Below are 20798 nucleotides of genomic sequence, written 5' to 3'. Positions count from 1 at the left end.
AAGCTATACTTTTCGCAAGAAACATAAGCTTAGCCCATAGGCAGATGATGCAAGGTTTGATATAGTCAGCGCACGGAAACCACCGTAACTGAGTAAAAGTTGATTCATTTCAGTATTTACTGTCATTGAACTTTCAAGCAATTACTCATTTAGCTCGGAAAGGTCCCAAAAGAATTATGCCGACGCCGAAGGCTTATTATATCGGCAAAACTGCAAACTGTTGCGTTTAATTGTGCCGTAGGTACATAAAACAGTTTGCCCCAAAAAAATATGTGCCAACCAAGGTTGGTTTTTAAACGTAAACTGATACACATCAGACCAGTCGCTCCCTGGAAATCGTGTTCAGGCCACAACGTTTGATGCATTGGATCTGCACAGTTTGTAAAGGTACGATGATAATTCCGTATCAAGACGCTCTATCAGATATGAATAGATGCTCTTCGAGCAATGTGACAGTGAAAGTTACTCACATCCAATGCACCGTTTGTCCGCCAGTGAAACGCGTTCAGGTGACTTTAATCGTTTAAAAGATTGAAGCCGTATTGCCATCATCAATACGTGAATCAAAAATCGTTGCCCACCCAAAGAAGGTCGGTACACATGCACAGATGATGTTTTTCGATCTGTGCAACTTGATCCATGCTATCTGATGCTCGCTACGAGTCAGGCGATGTTCTTCTGTGTATCACTATTAGGTGTTACACCCATGAAACGTATGTTGATTAATGCAACACATGCCGAAGAAATTCGCGTTGCACTTGTCACTGGTCAGCGTCTTTACGATTTTGACTTAGAGAATCGTACCCGTGAACAAAAAAAATCGAATATCTATAAAGGTCATGTGACTCGCGTAGAGCCGTCTTTAGAAGCTGTATTTGTTGAATACGGTGCAGGTCGTCAAGGTTTCTTGTCGATGCGCGAAATAGCTAATTCTTATTACAAAGCAGATCCTCGCCAAACTTCAAACATCCGCGAATTGATCACTGAAGGCACTGAGCTTTTGGTTCAAGTGGAAAAAGAAGAACGTGGTAATAAAGGTGCTGCCCTTTCTACATTTATCTCACTGGCTGGTCGTTATTTGGTATTGATGCCAAACAACCCGAAAGGTGGCGGTATTAGCCGTCAAATTTCAGGTTCAGTTCGTGAAGAATTGAAAGAAATGTTGGCGTCTTTAAATGTCCCTCGTGGCATGAGCGTGATTGTACGTACTGCAGGTATTGGTCGTTCTCAAGAAGAACTCCAACTTGACCTTCAACACTTGCTGGACCTTTGGGCACAAATCCAAAGCACATCAAGTTCTGGTCCATCACCAATGTTGGTTCACCAAGAAGCCGGTGTGGTTACACGTGCGATCCGTGACTATTTACGTGATGATGTTGCTGAAATTCTGATTGACTCTGAGCAAGCGTATAACGAAGCGTATAACTTTGTTAAAGCGGTGATGCCACGTCAAATCGACAAATTAAAAACCTATACGTTAAATGAACCGTTATTTGCTCATTTTGGTATCGAAAGTCAAATCCAAACTGCCTATGAACGTGAAGTAAAACTTCCTTCTGGTGGTTCAATTGTGATTGACCAAACTGAAGCATTGGTTTCAATTGATATTAACTCCGCAAAATCAACACGTGGTAGCGACGTAGAAGATACAGCGCTCAATACCAACCTTGAAGCTGCTGAAGAAATCGCTCGCCAATTACGTTTACGTGATATCGGTGGTTTGGTTGTGATCGACTTCATCGACATGACCAAAGACCGTAACCAACGTATGGTCGAAGCTAAACTTCGTGAAGCAACACAAAGTGACCGTGCACGTATCCAATTCGGTCAATTGTCACGCTTTGGTTTGATGGAAATGAGCCGTCAACGCTTACGTCCATCGCTTGAAGAAGCCACTGGTTATGTGTGCCCACGCTGTCATGGCACAGGTATGGTACGTGACCTACGTTCTTTATCACTTTCAATTATGCGTAAAGTGGAAGAAATTGCGCTACGCGAACGTCATGGTGAAGTTCAAGTTGAAGTGCCTGTTGAAATTGCTGCATTCTTATTGAATGAAAAGCGTCACAGCCTTGTATATCTTGAACAAACTTCAAATGTTCGTGTGACTGTACTTCCACACCCTCACCTAGAAACACCACATTACGAAATTTCGTATAACCCTGAAGGTTTTGCACCTACAAGCTATGAACGCACTGAAGCGACACGTTCTAGCGAAAAAGAATTGGGTTACGAAGCATCTGAATGGCATTTAGGTGAAGAACAGGCCGCTGCTGCTCAGCAACAAGCACCTGTACAACAACAAGAAAAAGGCCACAAAAAGAATAAGCAACAACCCGTTGCTGCTCAACAAGCACCAGCACAAGTTGCCGCTCCTGCAGCATCATCTAGTCCATGTGCATGGTTAGAAAACTTATTTGTTCAAAAACAAGCTGCAACCGTTGACCAGTCGCGTACTGCAAACAATGCCGCTGCTGCAATTGAACAAATGGTAAATAGCGGTGCTGCAAGCCGTGGCCAGTTTGGTCAAATTACCCCTGCATCGGCAGCGCCTGTTATTGTCGTAGACAATAATGCTTACCTTGCGCCTTCTTCTGTTGTGCACAAACAAGAACGTGACAGCCATTCAGAAAAAGCTGACCGTGAAGAAAAACGTCACAACAAAAAGCGTACTAAGCATAAAGAACCACGTGAACAAGAAGCTCAATCGCATCAAGTTCATGAAGAAGTGTTACAACCTTCACGTCAAGACCGTCAAGAACAGCGTAATAACGAAGCACGTCAAAACGAACGCCAAGAGCAACGTTCTGAACGTCAAGAACCGCGCCAAGACAACCGTCAAGACCAACGTGAAAACCGCCGTAACTCACGCCGTCAACACAACAACGAACAAGTACAGCAAGATGTTCAAAATAATGAGCAACCGCAGTCTGTTCCACGTCGTGACCGCAACAACCAACAACGTCCAAATCGCCCAAATCGCCACCGCGATCAAAGCGTATTGAACGAGCAAGCGATTGCTCAGGAAGTTGCAACTGAGCAACAACCTGAAAACCGCAATCAACGTCAACCTAAAGTTGAAGTTGTTGATGCACCACGTCAAGACGTGATGCCAACAGCACTTGTAGTAAATGTTGATCAAGCTCAAAGCGAAATCGTAGCGCTAAATACTACCCCAGCAGTTGAAAAACCTGTAGAAACCCCAGTAGTCCAAAAAGCCGCTGTCGTTGAAGCAGAAAAAGTGGAAAAACCTGCGACTGAAACAAAAGAAGCAGCGCATAAACCACAGCATGCGCAGCAAAAACCGTCTCGTGCAAGCAATGACCCTCGTCAGCGCCGCCGTGAACAGCGTGAAGCTCGTGCTCAACAAGCACAGGCTCCGAAAATTTCGCCATCTCAAGTGCCGACACTAGGTCAATACACTATAAGCAGCTTGATTAAGCATGTATACGGCGAAGACTGCTCAGTACTGATTGAGCAATTTGGCTTAATTCCAACATTCAACCGTGCATTGCAAAAATTCACGGAAGAATATGCCGCAACTTTGACTGCACCTGCAGCTGAAACAGCTGTAGAGAAAAAGCCTGTCACTCGTGATGTTCAAGTTGCAAAAGCTGCACCTGAAGCTGAACCAGCGCCAATGTTGGATTTGACACCACCAAAGCCTGTGTCAGATAAACGTGTTGCTAATGACCCACGTGAGCGTCGTCGCCTTGCTAAACTTGCCGCTGAACAAGCGAAACAAGACCAAGCAAAAGCACATGCTGAGGTGGAAGCTACGCCTGTCGCAGACACTACTATTGAGGCGCCTGTAGTTGCAGAAGCTAAAGCTGCTACAGTTGAAGCCAATGTATCCGACGTTGCAGGTCAAACTGAAGCACCTGAACCCGTTCAAGCTGAAGTACTGACACCCGTTCAAGCTGAACTGGATGTGAGTGCGCAGCCTGAAAAGACGGAAGAAGTGTCTGAAGCTCCTACTAAACCAGTAGAAGAAAAAGCTCAAGCCGTTGAAGCGGAAAAGAAAGTTGAGGTTCCTGTAGACGAAAACTCGGCCGCTGAAGGTGAAAAACCTGCACGCCCTCGTCGTCCTCGCGGTCGTCCACCGAAAAAAGCAAACACCGCAACTGAGCAGTAATTTGCTATTTTGCAGGTGAATAAAAAAATCCAGTCATTTCGGTGACTGGTTTTTTTTTGATACTTTTGTCAAATTAGGTTGATTGCACTAGATCGAAACGATTAAAAGACAATTGTAGAATTTGCTGCAAATTTCATTGCAAAGAAATAGACCGTATCGGATTACGAAAAATAAATAGGATTCACATGAGCCAAACTACACAACACGACCTTATTGGGATTGCTGATGTTGCAGCAAAAATTCCCGCGTTCATTAGCAAAGTACCCAACCTGTTGAGTGGTCTAAAGCAAGCCTATTTACGTACCCCAAATACTTCCGCAGGCTTGGGAATTGCATTTGAAAAAGCCGTAAAGCGTAATCCCAAGGGTTATGCACTTTATTTTGAAGAGCAAAAATATACCTATAACGAATTAAATGAATGGGCCAATCAAATTGGTCACTATTACCTTGCACTCGGTGCAAAAAAAGGTGATGTGATTGCAGTGATGATCGAAAACCGATCTGAACTCGTGGCAACCATCGTGGCACTAGCCAAAATTGGCGTCACCAGTGCTTTGGTCAACACATCACAAGTCGGCAAAGTCCTGACACACAGCATCAACTTAGTGAACCCAATTGCGGTAATTGTGGGCGAAGAATGCCGCCAAGCCGTAGAAGAGATTCGTGGTGATCTCAGTGTAGCTGCAGATCGTTTACATTGGTTCGCAGATCAAGCCACTCGTGTAGATGCTGGTCAAGCACCTAAAGGCTTCTTAAACCTTGCAGAAGCGATTGATGAATTTCCAAAATTCAACACACCCACCACTGCAAGTGTAAAAGGCAAAGACGGCCTATTTTATATCTACACCTCTGGGACAACAGGCTTACCTAAAGCGGTGATTTTCACCAACAGCCGTTGGACTTTGGCTTATGGAACATATGGTCACGTCCTTAATCTGAATAAAGATGATGTGATGTACGTAACTTTGCCGCTCTATCACGCTACAGGCACTGTAGTTTGTTGGTGTGGGGTGATTGCCGGTAGCGCCACCCTTGCCCTGCGTCGCAAGTTCTCGACCTCTTCATTTTGGAAAGATGTACAAAAATTTGATGCATCAGCCATTGGCTATGTGGGCGAGCTTTGCCGCTATTTGATGGATGCTCCACATTCAGACCTTGAAAAAGGCCATCGTGTGAAAAAAATGATTGGTAACGGCATGCGACCAAACATTTGGGATAAGTTTAAAGAACGCTTTGGGGTCGAAGAAGTCCTTGAACTCTATGCTTCAAGTGAAGGCAACGTCGGCTTTAGTAATGTGTTTAACTTCGACAATACCGTTGGTTTTTCACCAACGCCTTATGCGATTATTCAGTTTGATAAAGAAAAAAATGAAGCTGTACATGATGCTAAAGGTCGCTGCATTAAAGTTAAAAAAGGCGAAGTTGGCTTACTCATCGGTAAAATTACCCGTCGCTCACCTTTCGATGGCTATACCGACACGGAAAAAAACAAATCCGTCATTATGAAAGATGTATTCAAGCATGGTGATTCATACTTCAACACTGGCGACTTGGTTCGTGACATTGGCTTCCGCCATGCACAATTTGTCGACCGTCTAGGTGATACTTTCCGCTGGAAAGGTGAAAACGTTTCAACCACTGAAGTTGAAAATATGGTGAGTGAGTACGATAAAATTGCTGAAGCTGTGGTTTATGGCGTAGAAATTCCAGATACAAATGGCCGTGCAGGTATGGCTGCCATCACGCTCACCGACGGTGCCGAACTCAACGAACAAGATTGTAGTGAAATGGTTCTACAATTTAAAAAATGCTTACCAGCTTATGCCGTGCCAGTATTTTTACGTGTACAGAAAAAAGTCGAAACCACAGGCACATTTAAATACCAAAAAAACAAGCTGAAAGAACAAGCTTTTGATCCTCAGCAAACTGATGAACGTTTATTGGTATTGCTGCCAAATGCAACTGCTTACTGTGATTTAACTCCTGAAATTTATGCCAATATTCAGGCATATAAATACCGTTTTTAAGCAAATAGCGCTCATTTTAGCGACAGATATCCGCTAAAATGAGCTACTTTGTTGTATTTATAATCAAACACAAGCAAGTTTATGATTTTTTACTTGCGCTTGAAGCAGATCTTGCTACAATACGCACCATCAAGCGAAATGGGTCGTTAGCTCAGTTGGTAGAGCAGTAGACTTTTAATCTATTGGTCCCGCGTTCGAGTCGCGGACGACCCACCATTTCCTTCGATACCACAAGATGGGTCGTTAGCTCAGTTGGTAGAGCAGTAGACTTTTAATCTATTGGTCCCGCGTTCGAGTCGCGGACGACCCACCATCTTTCTAAAATGCCAGTTTTAGATTACAATCTTGTGCATACCCCCTAAGGGTCGTTAGCTCAGTTGGTAGAGCAGTAGACTTTTAATCTATTGGTCCCGCGTTCGAGTCGCGGACGACCCACCATTCTTTCTTAGGGCTTCTTTCTTCCGGCAGTTGAAGAAAAAGAAACCTGCAGGTTCCGACCAAGACAAACCATCACCATTACTGGTTTTGATTCGCCATTCTCGAAATTTTGCTATAGCGATGTTGCGAAGTATCATTCTTGTCTTGCTAGATGAAGTATTTGACCTGAAAAATTTTAGATAACAAATATTCCCTAGTATTCAAAACTACGCGCTTCGTTTATCTTGCTAAAATTTTAAAATGCTCTTTTAAAATTTTCTCAGGGTTGTTAGCTCAGTTGGTAGAGCAGTAGACTCTTAATCTATTGGTCGTGGGTTCGAACCCCACACAACCCACCAATTCTATATCGTATTAATAATTCAATTTTTTTTAGCTAATTCCATTCGATTAGCCAAGAACTACGAATTTCACGCCGACACTCAAACGCAATTTATAATTTTATTTACTTCATTCGCAGTATTTAATTTGGGTCTTTCACCAAGGTATAGGCATGTTGAGGCTGAGGATAGCCTTTAGAAAATAATTCCTGATTTCGGTCGACTTCACCTTGACGAATTTTGTCTAAATCCATGGTGATTTTATTTTCATTAATCACATGATAATAGAAATTCACGCCTTCTTTTCGATGAACCACCAGCTCGGTATGTGCTTCATTAACACTCCACGTATCCTTACGGTATTTCACATTAATGCCTGGCGTATTGGTTTTTTCAGCAAACACTTTACCAATTTGAATAATACTGCGGTGTACCGTGCCATCTGGCAATAAGTTAAGAATGAACTCCGCATCGCCTTCTGGGCATGGAATAAAACTGTCATCGCATTTTACTTTGGCATGAAAACGTCCAATAAAAATTTTGGCATGTTCAGGAACAGGAGCTGACTTTAATTCATCATCATTCGGCAATGTCGCCTGCCCTGCTACTTGGGTTAATTTTTTTCCATGATCTTGCTTCGCTTGAACTTCCGATGCGACAGTTGATGCTGAACTTTCACCCTTTTCCGCTGCGGGTTGATGCGTTGGACTACAGCCAATAAAAGAGAGGCTGAACACTCCTGCAAACACTGAAAGATATGCAAATTTCATCAAAAAAGGTGAAGCCGATGTTTTCATATAATGTGCCAAGACCAATCATTCATTGGTTTTTTCAGTTCTTGCTGACTTAATATTGTAATCAAAAAATCAACGCTGTATACATATATTTGCAATATATGTTAATCATATCTCATTGTTATCGTTGATATTTAATTAGTACTCAAGCTATTTTAAAGGCAAACTAATCAAACCAATTCTTCAAATTACATAACTTTACTTAATTTTTTTTCTGCACCCTTTAAATCGTAAAGCTTGTCACCATTTCTATAATATGAATTTGGAAATATTCAAATTTATTCTTTTTTGAAGGAGACCTGAATGGCCAATGTTGGTTTATATCGCTCAAACCGCTCTAACATGATTGCTGGTGTGATGGGGGGTATTGCTGAACGTTTTGGTTGGAACGCAAATTTACTGCGTATTATTTTTATCTTTGTATCATGCTTAAGCGCAGCCTTTCCCGGTATTTTGGTGTACTTGGTTTTATGGTTAGTCATGCCTAAAGCACAAGATAACTTTTTCCGTACCAATGGCTATTCAGACCCGATTCGTACTGTGAATGATGACAGACGTTAAAATCCTTTGACCCAGTTTGGTCGCTACGGTTTCTCCCCCAAGATTCCGTAGCTTTTTTTTGCCTACATTTTGGCAAAACCATATTTAAGTCTGATGAATTTAAATCAAAGTTTAAGGCTTAAGATTTTGTTTGCTGATTTAACTGTTGATATAACGCTGCGATCATATCAGCACGGCTAATCATTCCCACCAACCGTTTTTGCTCAACGACTGGAATATAATTAAAAGATCTTTCCACAAAATACGGCACTAAATCTTGAATGGGTTGATCCGGCTGCACGGTCACCACTTTGGGATTCATAATTTGATAAACGTGATTTTCCCAACTGGCTTTGGGGTCTGCGGCACGTTTAAACCATTCCACTACATCATATAAAGCCAAATTTCCCACCAAGCGATCCAAATCACTCACCACTGGCAAACTCATCAAATTGACTTGTTTAAACTTTTCCAATGCTGACTGAATATCATCTTCTGCACGCAAGCTAATCACTTGCTGGCTCATGAGATCACGACAATGAAACTGGCTTAGACCACGACGACTAGCTAACTGCTGTGCTTCTAAAATGATTTTTTGTAGGTCGTATTCACTGATATCGAGTAACTGACTTTGCTGTTCTAAGACTTGCTGAATATCCGCAGGTTGAATCGACACTTTTTGTGTCGGTGTTGGATCTGTCGTCCGTGTATTAACTTGTGCTTTTTGTGGATACTGCTTACCTAATAATCGGTTATAAATAATAGCAACCACCATCAGCAGTACCGAATTTAAAAGCACTGGATAGAAGAGAAAGGCGTAGCCTAAATCATGGACAGCCTCTCCGCCTAATACCGCGGTAATCGCTACTGCCCCACTCGGTGGATGCAATGAGTCCGTGGTCATCATTAAGATAATCGCTAATGCAACTGCGATACTAAAAGCTTCGGTTAAATTAGGAATATACATCGCACAAGTCACGCCAATCAAAGCCGCAAGACTATTACCGACCACCATATTCCACGGCTGTGCCAAAGGACTAGCAGGTACAGCAAAGAGCAGCACAGACGATGCGCCCATCGGGGCGATATACCATGCATTTAAGTCACCTAGCGCTAACCAACTAATCAGCGAAGAAATACTCAAGCCAAGCAAAGCACCTACCCCACATAGGATGCGATCTTTTAATGGTAAAACTTTAAAGTTGGGTTTAAGTGTATTAAGCCAAGCTGATTTTGCGTGAAACACGATATGCCTGATTGATTATTCGAACAGATGGGCGATTATAAAACGAAGTCTCTTATAAGATGTATTTATTTTATACCTTTATCTTATAAAATTTTCTACTGAACAATATCTAATCCAAATTAAAGCCGAAAGAACTGAATAATGCTCACGAGTCAATCACCTGCTCATCTCTCTTATTTCATTAACGTTTTACAACAAAACCTAGACAGGCTAGCTGTTTAAAATTCCCTATAGTCAAAAGACCTATAAAAATATTTGAAAAAAGGATGTTCTGAATGAATAAAAATATCTTCGCAATGTGTGCCCTCTGTATGCTTGGCTTGGGTTTATCGGCCTGCTCCAAAGAACCTCAACAAGCCAATCCGCCAGCCAATGATAATACACCTCAAGAAATGGCCCCAGCTGAAACTGCAAAAAATGGGGATGATCTTATTCGAGAACCAGCACCACAATTTGAAGCACCAGCGCCTCAACCCACTTTAGCTGAAATCCCCATGAGTAAAGGCACTTTAGGTTTACAAAGCGTCAAGGTGATTGGAAAAATTTTAACCGTAAAAGTGATAGCTCAACCTAACCCTGCCCCAAATGGAAACACTGAATTTATGAGCACATCCATCAATTTGGAACAAACCAATTATATTGATGATGACACAGCCAAAAAAGTAGGACTGCTGCAAGATGATGCTGGCATTTGGATGGCAGCACCTTTAAATGCAACAAATAAAGCTATCCAAAAAGCCAGTTATGAACCTATTTTACTCACCTTTAAATTCCCTGCGCCGCCTGAAAGCACCAAGACCATTAGCATCAATTTAGGTAATGCAGGTTCTTTTGACGGCATACCGGTTGAACGCTAATGAGAACATTACTGTATAGCGCAAGTTTGAGCTTATTGATTGCAGGATGTGTAGATTCCAAAACTGATCCACCGCAGACTGAACAGAACGTCGCAGAAATAGACAACACTCAGACTGTGCCAGAACAGCAGCCGAAGCCATCTGAACCAAGTCAACCTCAGGCAGAAGCCAGTAATTTATCGGCTGTCGGTTCAGATTTAAGTGCCAATCATAATGAATTTAATATTCAGGTGAATTTAAGTTCGGATGTGCTGTTTGATTTTGGCAAAGCCAATTTAAAACCCGAAGCTGAACCTGAGTTACAGCAAGCAGCCCAGACCTTAAAAAGCAAAGGTAAAGGCATTATTGCCATTGTCGGCCATACCGATAATATTGGTTCAGATGCCGCCAACCAAAAACTGTCGTTACAACGGGCTGAAGCGGTGCGTGATTATTTTAAAGCCCAAGGTATTGATTTAAATTATCAAATCAGCGGGATGGGAGAAAGTCAGCCGCTTAAACCGAATACCCTATCTAATGGTGAGGACAATCCTGAAGGTCGTCAGAAAAATCGACGGGTTGAAATTGTAATTAATAAAACCAAAAGCTTATCTGAGTCATAAAGCCTTGATAAAAATGAGTCTAAACGACTCATTTTTTATTTTACGACTAAATTTTTAGTGGTGAATTTTGATTCTTTTTTTGAGAATATCTCTAAACGATAGACGCGCCAAAGTCATATAGCAAACGTTCATTGAGCGGCGATATTTTTTATTCGATTTTCGTATGCTGTACCAAGCCACCTAAGTTGCAAAAGACGTTATAAAAGACCGATTACCCTGTTGGTTATTTGGGATTTTTTTGAAAATTACAGGCTGAATTTTCTTAAAAGATATTGATTTTATCTATCAAATTTAATCGATTACGCATCCGATACTTAATACATAGCATGAGCTGCCTTGCACCTCAGTCACTTCATGCCGATACAAATCTGGTCTAAATAATTTAACTCTTGATAAATCAATGATGCTTCGCTCACATATAAATTCACCACCTGCTTTCGATTTTTTAATCACGATATTCAACCTAAAATGCTGCCCATATTGTACAGAGTCTTGACGTGGTGGAATCATTGAACCCACAGGAAAACGAAGAAAATAGGCACACATTTAAGTCCTAAATGGTTTTGTAATAACAACATTTTATCTGAACCCGAATGCTGTCTTCCTTTTATCAATGCAACCATTTAAAACCCATAAGTCTTTGAATAATTTTATTATTCCTAAATTTTATTGTATTTTTATAGCATGATCATCGTTAACAACAGTATCACTGATGAAGCTTTCTTATTGCTACCATTCTTACCAATAAATACTCAGCTTCATTTAAAACCCGCAGTGCCTTTATTCTATCTGGCATTAAAAGCCCACTTGTTCACGCGAAACCTTTGCCACACACCCCCAAAATCCTTATAATTGAGCACAATTTTTATCTAATTTTAAGTGGATGACCATGAGTCGCGCCATATCGCATATTGATACCTTCCAAGGCTTAATTCTTGCCTTACAAAACTACTGGGCTGAACAAGGCTGTGTAATTCTTCAACCATACGATATGGAAATGGGTGCGGGTACATTCCACACTGCAACTTTCCTACGTGCCTTAGGCCCTGAAACTTGGAATGCTGCTTATGTTCAGCCATCTCGCCGTCCGAAAGATGGCCGTTATGGTGAGAACCCAAACCGCCTACAACACTACTACCAATTCCAAGTGGTGCTGAAACCAAACCCAGACAACATCCAACAGTTGTACTTAGATTCATTAAAAGCCATTGGTATTGATACCCTTGTTCACGACATTCGTTTCGTGGAAGACAACTGGGAATCTCCAACACTTGGCGCATGGGGCTTAGGTTGGGAAGTTTGGTTAAATGGTATGGAAGTGACTCAGTTCACTTACTTCCAACAAGTCGGTGGTGTTGAATGCTACCCTGTAACTGGCGAAATCACTTACGGTCTAGAACGTCTAGCGATGTACCTCCAAGGTGTAGACTCTGTTTACGATTTGGTTTGGACCAAAGGTCAGTTTGGTACAGTGACCTATGGCGACGTGTTCCACCAAAACGAAGTTGAACAATCAACCTATAACTTCGAATATGCCAACGTTGAAAAAATGTTTGAACTCTTCGACTTCTATGAAGCGGAAGCGACTCGTTTAATGGAAGCGGAACTTCCACTTCCTGCTTACGAGCAAGTGATTAAAGCATCGCATAGTTTTAACTTGCTTGATGCACGTGGCGCAATTTCAGTAACTGAACGTCAACGTTATATTTTACGTGTACGTACATTGGCTCGTGCGATTGCGCAAAGTTATGTTGCTGCACGTGCGAAGCTGGGCTTCCCAATGGCAGAACCAGCTTTACGTGACGAAGTCCTTGCTCAACTTAAAGCACAAGTTGAAGCGGAAGCAAAAGTAGAATCTAAGGAGAGCAAATAATGTCTAAACATACAGTATTGTTCGAATTAGGCTGCGAAGAACTTCCACCAAAAAGCTTAAAAAAATTACGTGATGCGCTACATGCAGAAACGTTAAAAGGCTTAAAAGACGCAGGTCTTGCATTTGATGCGATTGAAGCTTATGCAGCACCACGTCGCCTTGCACTTAAAATTGTGAATGTTGATGCAGCGCAAGCCGACACTCAAAAACGTTTCGACGGCCCTGCAAAACAAGCAGCGTTTGATGCCGAAGGCAAACCGACTAAAGCACTTGAAGGCTTTATGCGCGGTCAAGGCATTACGGTTGATCAAGTTTCAACTTTCCAAGCAGGTAAAGTTGAAAAAGTGTGCTACTTAAAAGATGTAAAAGGTCAAAGCCTTGATGTTTTACTTCCTCAAATTTTACAACACGCTTTAGATAACCTACCTATCGCAAAACGCATGCGTTCTGCTGCAAGCCGTACTGAGTTTGTACGTCCTGTAAAATGGGTTGTTTTGTTGAAAGACAGTGATGTAATTGAAGCAACCATTCAGGATCACCAAGCAGGTAACGTGACTTATGGTCACCGTTTCCATGCTCCTGAAGCAATTACACTTGCAAATGCCGATGCTTATCTTGATGCCCTTCGTACTGCAAAAGTGATTGCAAACTTTGAAGAGCGCCAAGCGATCATCGACCAACAAGTGAAAGCTTTGGCGGATGAAGTGAATGCCATTGCGATTGTCCCTAGCGACCTTCGTGACGAAGTAACTGCTTTGGTTGAATGGCCTGTTGCTCTTCGTGCAAGCTTCGAAGAACGTTTCCTTGCTGTTCCTCAAGAAGCACTCATCACGACGATGCAGGACAACCAAAAGTACTTCTGCTTAGTGAATAGCGACAATAAACTTCAACCTTACTTCATTACCGTGTCAAACATTGAGTCGAAAGATCCGTCTCAAATTATTGAAGGTAATGAAAAAGTTGTACGTCCGCGTTTGTCAGATGCTGAATTCTTCTTCTTACAAGACCAAAAGCAACCACTTGCATCTCGTAAAGAGAAACTTGCAAATATGGTATTCCAAGCTGAATTGGGTACCCTTTGGAACAAGTCTGAACGTATTGCTAAATTGGCTGTTGCACTTTCTGCAATCACTGGGGCAAACCCAGCAGATGCTGAAAAAGCTGCACTCCTTGCAAAATGCGACTTAACCTCTGAGTTGGTGGGTGAATTCCCTGAGCTTCAAGGTATTGCGGGTACTTACTACGCACGTATTGAAGGTGAAAATAATGAAGTGGCTGAGTCTTTAGGTGAGCAATACTTACCTAAATTCGCTGGTGACGTTTTACCGAAAACCAAAACAGGTACAACGATTGCCCTTGCGGATCGTTTAGATACGCTCACAGGTATTTTTGGTATTGGTCAAGCACCTACAGGTTCTAAAGACCCGTTTGCACTACGTCGTTCTGCGATTGGTATTTTGCGTCTTGTGACTGAAAATGATTTAGACGTTTCGATTGAAGATCTAATCAAACTTGCACTTGCTGCCTATGGCGATGTATTAAAAGATCACGATAAAACTTTAGCGGATGCTGTTGCATTCCTTGAAGGTCGTTACCGTGCGAAATACGAAGACCAAGGTGTGGCTGTAGATGTGATTCAAGCCGTTCAAGCACTTTCTCCAAAATCACCACTTGATTTTGATAAACGTGTAAATGCGGTAAATCATTTCCGTGACTTACCTGAAGCTGCTGCGCTTGCTGCTGCAAACAAACGTGTTGCAAACATTCTTGCAAAAGAAGCTGCTCCTGAAGGAAATGTCGTTGAAGCAAACTTAGTTGAAGATGCTGAAAAAGCATTGTTCGCTGAACTTGCGAAAATCACACCTGTGGTTGAGCCGTTATTTGCTGCGAAAGATTACACTGCTGCGTTGTCTGCACTTGCTGCACTTCGTGCGCCTGTTGATGCGTTCTTTGACGGTGTGATGGTGATGGCAGATGATGCTGACCTAAAAGCAAACCGTTTACGTATGCTTGCACAACTTCGTGACTTGTTTACGAAAGTGGCTGATATTTCAGTGTTACAGCACTAAGTTTAAGCATTAATTAAAAACTCGCTTTAAAGCGGGTTTTTTTATGCCGTTTGAAATCTAGGTAAAATCCTGTTAGAAATAGCGGGATTTTTTGATAAGAACAATATATGAAAAGTATTACAGTCAATCATCCTTACCGCCCAGATCTCTATCTTTTTATCTTACATACAGTATTGATGGCATGCAGCTTTTACCTTTGGAAGGTTTATCCATACATTCCAAACAAGCCAGATATGGGTGCTTTATTCTTTTTGATTATTTCTGTTTTGGGTGGATTTATTGGAATCGTCATCCTTGCGGTGACTTTGCCAAGATTAGACCGCACTGTGCGTTACTTAACGCTTTCAAAATTTGTTTTAAGTTTGGTGTATTGGTTGTCGAGCACAACCATTTTCGTTTTATTGGGCAGTACTAAATTTATATTCAATAATCCCCTCGTGCTATTTGTCTTCGTTTTTCTATTTTTTAGCAGCCTGTATTTTTCAGTAATTCGTGTTGCAGATATGCGTAAGAAAGATTGGCTCATTATCGGTGGAGTATTGGGTGGCCTTGTGTTGTTGTTCTTTTTGCCAAAACTTTAATCGCTAAATAAACCAGCTAAGGCTTCATGGGTTATTTAGAATAACGTCCTGATAATTCAATGAGACGGTTTGAAATACGAGATCAATCACCAAGCTAAATCACTTCTTAATACATCAATGTGAAAAAGATCTGCTGTTGCACTCAATATCTCGTTTTAAATAAAGTTGAATAAGACTTGAGCAAATAAATCTCGGCATGCTAAAAATAACTCAACCTGAATAAAATGAAATACCTATGATGAATAAAAAATTACTTAGCTTTGGATTATTGATCCTATCTATTTCTTCTGCAAATGCTGGAACGGAAATGACTCATTCTCAAATCATCATTTCTTCACCTGATACCGTTGCAAGTTATGATTGCGCAGGACGCTCAGTGAATATTCCTGCTCCAGATAGCCGTATTACTCTAAAAGGCAGTTGCCCGATGATTACGGTTGCAGGTCCAAATACAACGGTCTATGTAGAATCAGTCAATAAAATCAATATTTATGGACCAAATTCGAAAGTGTATTATCAAAAAAGCACCCATCCATCACGCCAAGTCAGCATCAATGCCGTTGGTCCAGGAAGTGCAGCCTATAAACGTTAAATATTAAGTGAATGAAGTTGAATTTGGGCTTAAGACTTAAATCTATAGCCAATAATTCACCAATTCCCTATACTCAATCCAACAACACTCAACAAGAATGAAACTTATGAAATTGAAAGCATTCCTTTTGACTGGTCTTGCGGGTCTAACACTTTCTGCATGTACATCTGCACCAACAATTCCACAACTTGAAACAGGTGTATTACAAGAAGTTCAAAACATTGATGTCTACCCAGATACCACAGATAACAAAGCAAAACTGACTAAATTTGTAGATAAATGCGTGATTGAATTTACAGGCAATTTAGAAGAAGCAAAATCTGTTGAACAATGGTCATTTAAAGGCTTAACCCTAATTTCAGGTGGTACAGCAACCTTTGCCAAAGATGGTACAAGTTCAGCGCACAATTTTGATTTAAATGCGGCGGATGTACAGAAAAACTTCCTTGCATTACGCGGTCATTTTGCAAAAGATGCGCTTACACAATGTGAATAAATAATAAAAACCATATCTCCAAAATGGAGGTATGGTTTCATTTTTCGTTTAATCTTGAATCATAATCAGTTCAAACCCATAATTTTTAATCATGAAAATCGTAACTAGAACCACACCACAGCAACGCTCAAAACACATATAAGCCACTGTATTTTCATAAAATTACAATAATGCATTAACTTAACCATGTTTCCACACTTCAAACTTCCGCGTATCTGAGCTGTTATTGCATTGTGTGACTTATCGCACAAAACCACTTTTTGCTTTTTTTTACTCTTAAGATGTCCTCTGCTCCAAAAGCGCAAATGCTGAGTGCAACAGCAGCGTTCAATAAAAGAGGACAATTGCAAAGATGAAACCTTTATTTAAAACAACACTGATCACCGCAGCATTATTCGCAAGCACCCCACTATTTGCGAACACCGCAGTAGAAGCCAATGCGAAAGTTGAAACACAGCAACCGTCTGTACTGCAAAATCTAAAACAAGACATTAATCAGTCTGCGCATACAGCCGGTGACAAAATTGAAAAAGGCGTCGATAAGACCAAAACATTCACCCAAGAAAAGTGGCAAGACACCAAAGAATTCAGTGCTGACAAAAAGCAAGATGCAAAAAATAAATGGGCTGACCTAAAACAGTCTAAAGATGAAAAGTCAGATGCAGCGAAAGCCAAGATCGATGCCAAGGCTGAGCAAAATAAAGCTAAGCTTGATGAGCGCAAAGCACAGCTCGATGAAAAAGCTGCAAAAGACAAAGCAAAACTCGATGAACGTAAAAGCAATGTCGACAACAAAGTTAATCAAACCAAGAGTTATTTAGGTGAAAAAGCTCAGGAAGGTCGCCAATTTGCCAGTGAAAAATGGCAACAAACCAAAGCGAATTTCCAAAAAGGTCAAGAAGCTAATGTGAGTGGCAGTAGCAATGTACAGTTGCAAACGCCTGTCGCACAAGCTGAAGTCCATAGCTCACATGAAGCCAGCTTAGGTGCTCACAAATAAATAAACTGGCTTTCATACCCTCTCCTCCAGAGAGTAGGCTCACCCTTCAGTGGGCCTTTTTTTTACCCTAGGCAAAATACAAACGTGTACAAAGCTGTCATTTGCTGTATTGATTTTGCTACGGCAGGTTTTTTTCGCTGCAATTTTTCCTATAATGCGTTAAAACCGTTCATCAGATAGAAAATCTATAAAATTCAGAGGTGAAGCTGTGAAAATTTCATTAAAAGCAACGTTATGCCTAAGCTTAATATTCACGACACCCATGCTTTGGGCACAAGAAAAAACAGCAGCGCAAAGTACTGAGCAACAAGCGAAAAAGCCTGTGAGCCCTTATGGCGATAATCCAAATTTATTGCATGTGTGGGCCTATAAAGCCCAAGAAGGCGTGGTCGGTGCTGCTAAAAATATTGGTGAAATGACTGAACGTGGAATTTCTAAAATTAAGCCTTCGGTTGACCAAGCTTGGGACAATACGAAAACTGCTACTCAAAATACAGTGCAACAGGTTGATCAGGGCGCACAGCAAGCCACTCAAAACGTCAATGAAAAATTGAAACAAACCCGTGAAAATATTACAGGTAAAACTAGCCAACCTGCGCCCATTAGCCAACAGTCGTTGAGTGAACCGTCTTCAGGCAATACGATCAATACGGCTCCAAGCAACAATGCGGGACAAAATAACAATCAATATCCACAAAGTAGTTATCCATCGAGTTCGACGTCTACGACGTATCCAGTGACTGATTTATAATTTAACACCACATTTAAAAGCTCAACTTTGGTTGGGCTTTTTTAAAACCAAAATTGAATGCTTTTGGTCTTTGGCCTATGCCTATAAAAACAATGAATTAATGAGAAAAAAATGCGAATTTTATTTGGTATCTTGCTTGGTATTCTGCTCTACGTTGGCTCTGTGATTGGCTTGCAACGTTTTCCACAATTGTTGAAAAGTTATCCACAGTTGCAGACTATTTTTCCCCAATTGTACGATTCATACCAATATAACCATGATGCCGAAGGTAAATTATTACAAACCTTAGAGATGCTAGATGACGAAGAATACAAATCGACTGAAGGCAATGAAGCGACGTTGTATCAACTTGATGGTCAATGCAAAATAAACCTCTATGTTTTTGGTGAATCCTATCAAAGCCTAACAAGTTATTATTTTCACAAAGGTCAGATTATACGTGCCTATGAAACATATCTGACTTATCCAAACGGTGGCTTTTACGCTGAACCCAATACCAAAGAGCCTTTTAAACTCGAAAAAAGTTATTTACGAATCATGATGCCAAACAGTATCAAGACTGAACTTGAATTTGAGCAAATCAAAAATCATTTCAATGCTAAATTTTTGAAAAAATGCTGAAATTTAACTATTAAATTAAGCATTAATGCATTAAGTAGTAGGCTTGAGATATCGCCTACGTACAAACAATGCTGTACAGATTTGAATAAGCATCAACAGGCAAAATGGATAGTCACCCCAGACTGATAAATGATCAATATGAGCAACCTCTCCAAAGACAGAAAAATAGACCTGTCCCACAATAATAGGCACTACAACAAGCCATAGCCCCCAGTACCAATAGCGATTTAAAAAATCAATAAGCGCTAAGATAAAATGCGCAATAAAAAATACCGAAACCAGCACAACTTGTAAGGTCGGCATGAATTTATGAACTTCAAAATCAGGGTTCTGCAATAAATAATTTTCACTGATATTTAGTACATAACTGTACCATGCCCAAGTGATGCATGCGGTAAAGAGAATCAGCATGCAAAATAATCTTAAACTTTTTTTATTGGCAAGATCGACCTGCATAGACATCCCTATTTATATGGAGCATTGTTCAAAAATAATGTTCCTTAAACTCGATTTTAATTCACCTGTCGAATGACCATCCCCGCTTTAAAGGCTTCTACATTTTCCACCAATTGCTGCACAATGCGTTGTCGCGCATCGACGCTTCCCCATGCACTATGTGGGGTAATGATTAAATTTGGAATACTTGGGTCGAGCAGCACATTACCCTGCTTGGGTGGCTCAACCGTCAAGACATCGGTTGCTGCGCCTGCAATCTTTCCTGATTTTAATGCCTCGGCTAATGCCGATTCATTAACCACACCACCTCGTGCGCAATTGATCACAAAGGCCGATGCTTTCATTTGAGCCAAGCTTTCATGATTGAGTAAATCACGAGTTTCATCAGTTAAAGGGCAATGCAAACTCAGAAAATCGACCTGCGCTAACATCTCAGAAAATCCCACTCGCTCAGCCACCATAGGTCGATTCGGTAGCGCACCAATCATAATTTTCATGCCAAAAGCTTTAGCCAAATGGGCCACGGCTTGCCCCAATTCACCATAGCCGACAATTCCCAAAGTCTTACCAGCCAGCTCAATAATTGGAAAATCTAGTAAGCAGAACTGATCCGCTTTTTGCCAATCTCCCTGTTGGACCGCCCGATCATACTGTCGAAATGATGTCGCCAAGTTCAACATTAACATCAAGGTATGCTGTGCGACTGCAGCGGTGCCATAAGCTTGGCAATTACACACCACGATGCCTTGTTGCTGTGCGTGTACAAGGTCAACGTTATTGGTGCCAGTAGCAGAAATCAAGATCAGTTTTAATTGCGGATTGAGCTGCATGTGCTCAGCATTGATGTGTACTTTATTGCTGATAATCACATCAGCCCCTTGTATGCGCTGAGTAACCTCTGCAGCCGTTGTTGCGGGATAGAGCGTCAAGTCATCAAACTGTGCTTCTAGTCCGCTAAAATCTAAGTCCTGTTTATCTAGAGACTGATAATCTAGAAATACCGCTTTCATGGCTGCTTCCCTTCTGGCCGATTATAAAGATTCGATTGTGAATGATTAAAACCTGTGATGCACCAAAGTGCAATCGAACAGCATATAAAAAAACCCGCTATTTCGCGGGTTTATCGAGATGATGTTGCAGTGAATTTTGAATTTTGAGTATGACATAAATGGTCAGTATCGTAAGTAACAACATACTGCTGCTAAAAATCAGTATGCTTGAACTAACCCCCTGTGCATAGGCTGAACCCATGGTCAGCACTAAGATGAATAATACAGCAAGCATCTGTGTTGAATGCATACTGATACCCCTCATATTCCTTATGATGTTTTGGGCAGTATGATTGTTTTTTATACTGCCTTTCTCTCATCATAATCTCTTCCTACAAATTAGCAAGCTTTGGA

The 20798-nt window shown here is 41.2% G+C and carries 19 protein-coding genes, 4 tRNA genes and 1 pseudogene; 17 read left to right on the top strand and 7 right to left on the bottom strand.

Annotated elements, in window-relative coordinates; genetic code table 11:
- Positions 1–3: 3 nt before the first annotated feature.
- A pseudogene (locus FTU79_RS16705) lies at positions 4–312 on the bottom strand (hypothetical protein).
- A gap of 394 nt (positions 313–706) precedes the next feature.
- On the opposite strand from FTU79_RS16705, the gene FTU79_RS02210 reads away from it, so the two are divergent.
- The 6 genes from FTU79_RS02210 to FTU79_RS02185 all read left to right on the top strand — a co-directional run bounded on the left by FTU79_RS02210 (position 707) and on the right by FTU79_RS02185 (position 6938).
- The gene (locus FTU79_RS02210; protein ID WP_180048811.1) at positions 707–4135 is read left to right on the top strand and encodes an Rne/Rng family ribonuclease; all 3429 of its coding nucleotides are present in this window, start codon (positions 707–709) and stop codon (positions 4133–4135) included.
- Between the two features lie 185 nt (positions 4136–4320).
- On the top strand, positions 4321–6162 hold the full coding sequence (locus tag FTU79_RS02205) for a long-chain-acyl-CoA synthetase (protein ID WP_180048810.1): 1842 nt from the start codon (positions 4321–4323) through the stop codon (positions 6160–6162).
- 140 nt (positions 6163–6302) lie between these two features.
- Positions 6303–6378 (top strand) — tRNA-Lys (locus FTU79_RS02200).
- 21 nt (positions 6379–6399) lie between these two features.
- A tRNA-Lys gene (locus FTU79_RS02195) sits at positions 6400–6475 on the top strand.
- A 49-nt stretch (positions 6476–6524) separates the two neighbouring features.
- Positions 6525–6600: transfer RNA gene (locus FTU79_RS02190), tRNA-Lys, on the top strand.
- A 262-nt stretch (positions 6601–6862) separates the two neighbouring features.
- A tRNA-Lys gene (locus FTU79_RS02185) sits at positions 6863–6938 on the top strand.
- A gap of 122 nt (positions 6939–7060) precedes the next feature.
- Here FTU79_RS02185 and FTU79_RS02180 read toward each other — a convergent pair.
- On the bottom strand, positions 7061–7714 hold the full coding sequence (locus FTU79_RS02180; protein ID WP_180048809.1) for a hypothetical protein: 654 nt from the start codon (positions 7712–7714) through the stop codon (positions 7061–7063).
- A 300-nt stretch (positions 7715–8014) separates the two neighbouring features.
- Between FTU79_RS02180 and FTU79_RS02175 the strand changes: the two genes are divergently transcribed.
- Positions 8015–8272, top strand: coding sequence for a PspC domain-containing protein (locus FTU79_RS02175; RefSeq protein WP_078189754.1), 258 nt, complete (start codon positions 8015–8017; stop codon positions 8270–8272).
- A gap of 118 nt (positions 8273–8390) precedes the next feature.
- On the opposite strand, the gene FTU79_RS02170 is transcribed toward FTU79_RS02175, so the two are convergent.
- Positions 8391–9497 carry an HPP family protein gene (locus tag FTU79_RS02170; protein WP_180048808.1) on the bottom strand — a complete coding sequence of 369 codons (1107 nt, stop codon included), beginning with the start codon at positions 9495–9497 and terminating at the stop codon, positions 8391–8393.
- 275 nt (positions 9498–9772) lie between these two features.
- Here FTU79_RS02170 and FTU79_RS02165 point away from each other — a divergent pair, with 275 nt between their 5' ends.
- A complete protein-coding gene (locus FTU79_RS02165) occupies positions 9773–10354 on the top strand; it encodes a hypothetical protein (protein ID WP_180048807.1) in 582 nt (193 codons plus the stop codon).
- A complete protein-coding gene (locus tag FTU79_RS02160; protein WP_168377937.1) occupies positions 10354–10956 on the top strand; it encodes an OmpA family protein in 603 nt (200 codons plus the stop codon). The genes FTU79_RS02165 and FTU79_RS02160 overlap by 1 nt, the downstream gene beginning before the upstream one ends.
- 291 nt (positions 10957–11247) lie before the next feature.
- Here FTU79_RS02160 and FTU79_RS02155 read toward each other — a convergent pair whose 3' ends face one another.
- A complete protein-coding gene (locus FTU79_RS02155; protein ID WP_257224234.1) occupies positions 11248–11502 on the bottom strand; it encodes a hypothetical protein in 255 nt (84 codons plus the stop codon).
- A 343-nt stretch (positions 11503–11845) separates the two neighbouring features.
- Here FTU79_RS02155 and glyQ point away from each other — a divergent pair, with 343 nt between their 5' ends.
- The 8 genes from glyQ to FTU79_RS02115 all read left to right on the top strand — a co-directional run bounded on the left by glyQ (position 11846) and on the right by FTU79_RS02115 (position 18939).
- Positions 11846–12829 carry a glycine--tRNA ligase subunit alpha gene (glyQ, locus tag FTU79_RS02150; protein ID WP_067666981.1) on the top strand — a complete coding sequence of 328 codons (984 nt, stop codon included), beginning with the start codon at positions 11846–11848 and terminating at the stop codon, positions 12827–12829.
- Complete coding sequence (gene glyS / locus FTU79_RS02145) at positions 12829–14898, top strand: glycine--tRNA ligase subunit beta (protein ID WP_180048806.1); 2070 nt, start codon at positions 12829–12831, stop codon at positions 14896–14898. The genes glyQ and glyS overlap by 1 nt, the downstream gene beginning before the upstream one ends.
- Before the next feature lie 107 nt (positions 14899–15005).
- Complete coding sequence (locus FTU79_RS02140) at positions 15006–15479, top strand: hypothetical protein (RefSeq protein WP_180007118.1); 474 nt, start codon at positions 15006–15008, stop codon at positions 15477–15479.
- Between the two features lie 235 nt (positions 15480–15714).
- Positions 15715–16071 carry a DUF3060 domain-containing protein gene (locus FTU79_RS02135; protein ID WP_078192788.1) on the top strand — a complete coding sequence of 119 codons (357 nt, stop codon included), beginning with the start codon at positions 15715–15717 and terminating at the stop codon, positions 16069–16071.
- Positions 16072–16177: 106 nt separating this feature from the next.
- Positions 16178–16567, top strand: coding sequence for a hypothetical protein (locus tag FTU79_RS02130; RefSeq protein ID WP_078189759.1), 390 nt, complete (start codon positions 16178–16180; stop codon positions 16565–16567).
- Between the two features lie 352 nt (positions 16568–16919).
- A complete protein-coding gene (locus FTU79_RS02125; protein WP_180007117.1) occupies positions 16920–17567 on the top strand; it encodes a hypothetical protein in 648 nt (215 codons plus the stop codon).
- A gap of 262 nt (positions 17568–17829) precedes the next feature.
- Positions 17830–18318 (top strand): hypothetical protein, encoded by a 489-nt coding sequence (locus FTU79_RS02120; protein WP_180021197.1) that lies wholly within the window; start codon positions 17830–17832, stop codon positions 18316–18318.
- Positions 18319–18429: 111 nt separating this feature from the next.
- Positions 18430–18939, top strand: coding sequence for a hypothetical protein (locus tag FTU79_RS02115; protein ID WP_180048805.1), 510 nt, complete (start codon positions 18430–18432; stop codon positions 18937–18939).
- Positions 18940–18969: 30 nt separating this feature from the next.
- Here the strand turns inward: FTU79_RS02115 and FTU79_RS02110 are convergent, their stop codons facing one another.
- The 3 genes from FTU79_RS02110 to FTU79_RS02100 all read right to left on the bottom strand — a co-directional run bounded on the left by FTU79_RS02110 (position 18970) and on the right by FTU79_RS02100 (position 20694).
- A complete protein-coding gene (locus FTU79_RS02110; protein ID WP_180048804.1) occupies positions 18970–19350 on the bottom strand; it encodes a hypothetical protein in 381 nt (126 codons plus the stop codon).
- Positions 19351–19451: 101 nt separating this feature from the next.
- Positions 19452–20405: a 2-hydroxyacid dehydrogenase gene (locus FTU79_RS02105; protein ID WP_180048803.1), complete on the bottom strand. Its 954-nt coding sequence runs from the start codon at positions 20403–20405 to the stop codon at positions 19452–19454.
- Positions 20406–20502: 97 nt separating this feature from the next.
- A complete protein-coding gene (locus FTU79_RS02100) occupies positions 20503–20694 on the bottom strand; it encodes a hypothetical protein (RefSeq protein WP_180048802.1) in 192 nt (63 codons plus the stop codon).
- Positions 20695–20798: the final 104 nt, after the last annotated feature.

Origin of the sequence: Acinetobacter sp. YH12144, from assembly GCF_013418345.1 — a bacterium.
Lineage (GTDB): Bacteria > Pseudomonadota > Gammaproteobacteria > Pseudomonadales > Moraxellaceae > Acinetobacter > Acinetobacter amyesii.
Note: the sequence above shows the minus strand (reverse complement) of the source record. Positions and strands in the feature narration are given on the sequence as shown.

Excerpts from the sequence above, each read along its gene's own strand:
- FTU79_RS02210 (WP_180048811.1), top strand. The coding sequence starts at position 707 with ATGAAACGTATGTTGATTAATGCAACACATGCCGAAGAAATTCGCGTT.
- FTU79_RS02205 (WP_180048810.1), top strand. The coding sequence starts at position 4,321 with ATGAGCCAAACTACACAACACGACCTTATTGGGATTGCTGATGTTGCA.
- FTU79_RS02180 (WP_180048809.1), bottom strand. The coding sequence starts at position 7,714 with ATGAAAACATCGGCTTCACCTTTTTTGATGAAATTTGCATATCTTTCA.
- FTU79_RS02175 (WP_078189754.1), top strand. The coding sequence starts at position 8,015 with ATGGCCAATGTTGGTTTATATCGCTCAAACCGCTCTAACATGATTGCT.
- FTU79_RS02165 (WP_180048807.1), top strand. The coding sequence starts at position 9,773 with ATGAATAAAAATATCTTCGCAATGTGTGCCCTCTGTATGCTTGGCTTG.
- FTU79_RS02160 (WP_168377937.1), top strand. The coding sequence starts at position 10,354 with ATGAGAACATTACTGTATAGCGCAAGTTTGAGCTTATTGATTGCAGGA.
- FTU79_RS02155 (WP_257224234.1), bottom strand. The coding sequence starts at position 11,502 with ATGTGTGCCTATTTTCTTCGTTTTCCTGTGGGTTCAATGATTCCACCA.
- glyQ (WP_067666981.1), top strand. The coding sequence starts at position 11,846 with ATGAGTCGCGCCATATCGCATATTGATACCTTCCAAGGCTTAATTCTT.
- glyS (WP_180048806.1), top strand. The coding sequence starts at position 12,829 with ATGTCTAAACATACAGTATTGTTCGAATTAGGCTGCGAAGAACTTCCA.
- FTU79_RS02140 (WP_180007118.1), top strand. The coding sequence starts at position 15,006 with ATGAAAAGTATTACAGTCAATCATCCTTACCGCCCAGATCTCTATCTT.
- FTU79_RS02135 (WP_078192788.1), top strand. The coding sequence starts at position 15,715 with ATGATGAATAAAAAATTACTTAGCTTTGGATTATTGATCCTATCTATT.
- FTU79_RS02130 (WP_078189759.1), top strand. The coding sequence starts at position 16,178 with ATGAAATTGAAAGCATTCCTTTTGACTGGTCTTGCGGGTCTAACACTT.
- FTU79_RS02125 (WP_180007117.1), top strand. The coding sequence starts at position 16,920 with ATGAAACCTTTATTTAAAACAACACTGATCACCGCAGCATTATTCGCA.
- FTU79_RS02120 (WP_180021197.1), top strand. The coding sequence starts at position 17,830 with ATGCTTTGGGCACAAGAAAAAACAGCAGCGCAAAGTACTGAGCAACAA.
- FTU79_RS02115 (WP_180048805.1), top strand. The coding sequence starts at position 18,430 with ATGCGAATTTTATTTGGTATCTTGCTTGGTATTCTGCTCTACGTTGGC.
- FTU79_RS02110 (WP_180048804.1), bottom strand. The coding sequence starts at position 19,350 with ATGCTGATTCTCTTTACCGCATGCATCACTTGGGCATGGTACAGTTAT.
- FTU79_RS02105 (WP_180048803.1), bottom strand. The coding sequence starts at position 20,405 with ATGAAAGCGGTATTTCTAGATTATCAGTCTCTAGATAAACAGGACTTA.
- FTU79_RS02100 (WP_180048802.1), bottom strand. The coding sequence starts at position 20,694 with ATGCATTCAACACAGATGCTTGCTGTATTATTCATCTTAGTGCTGACC.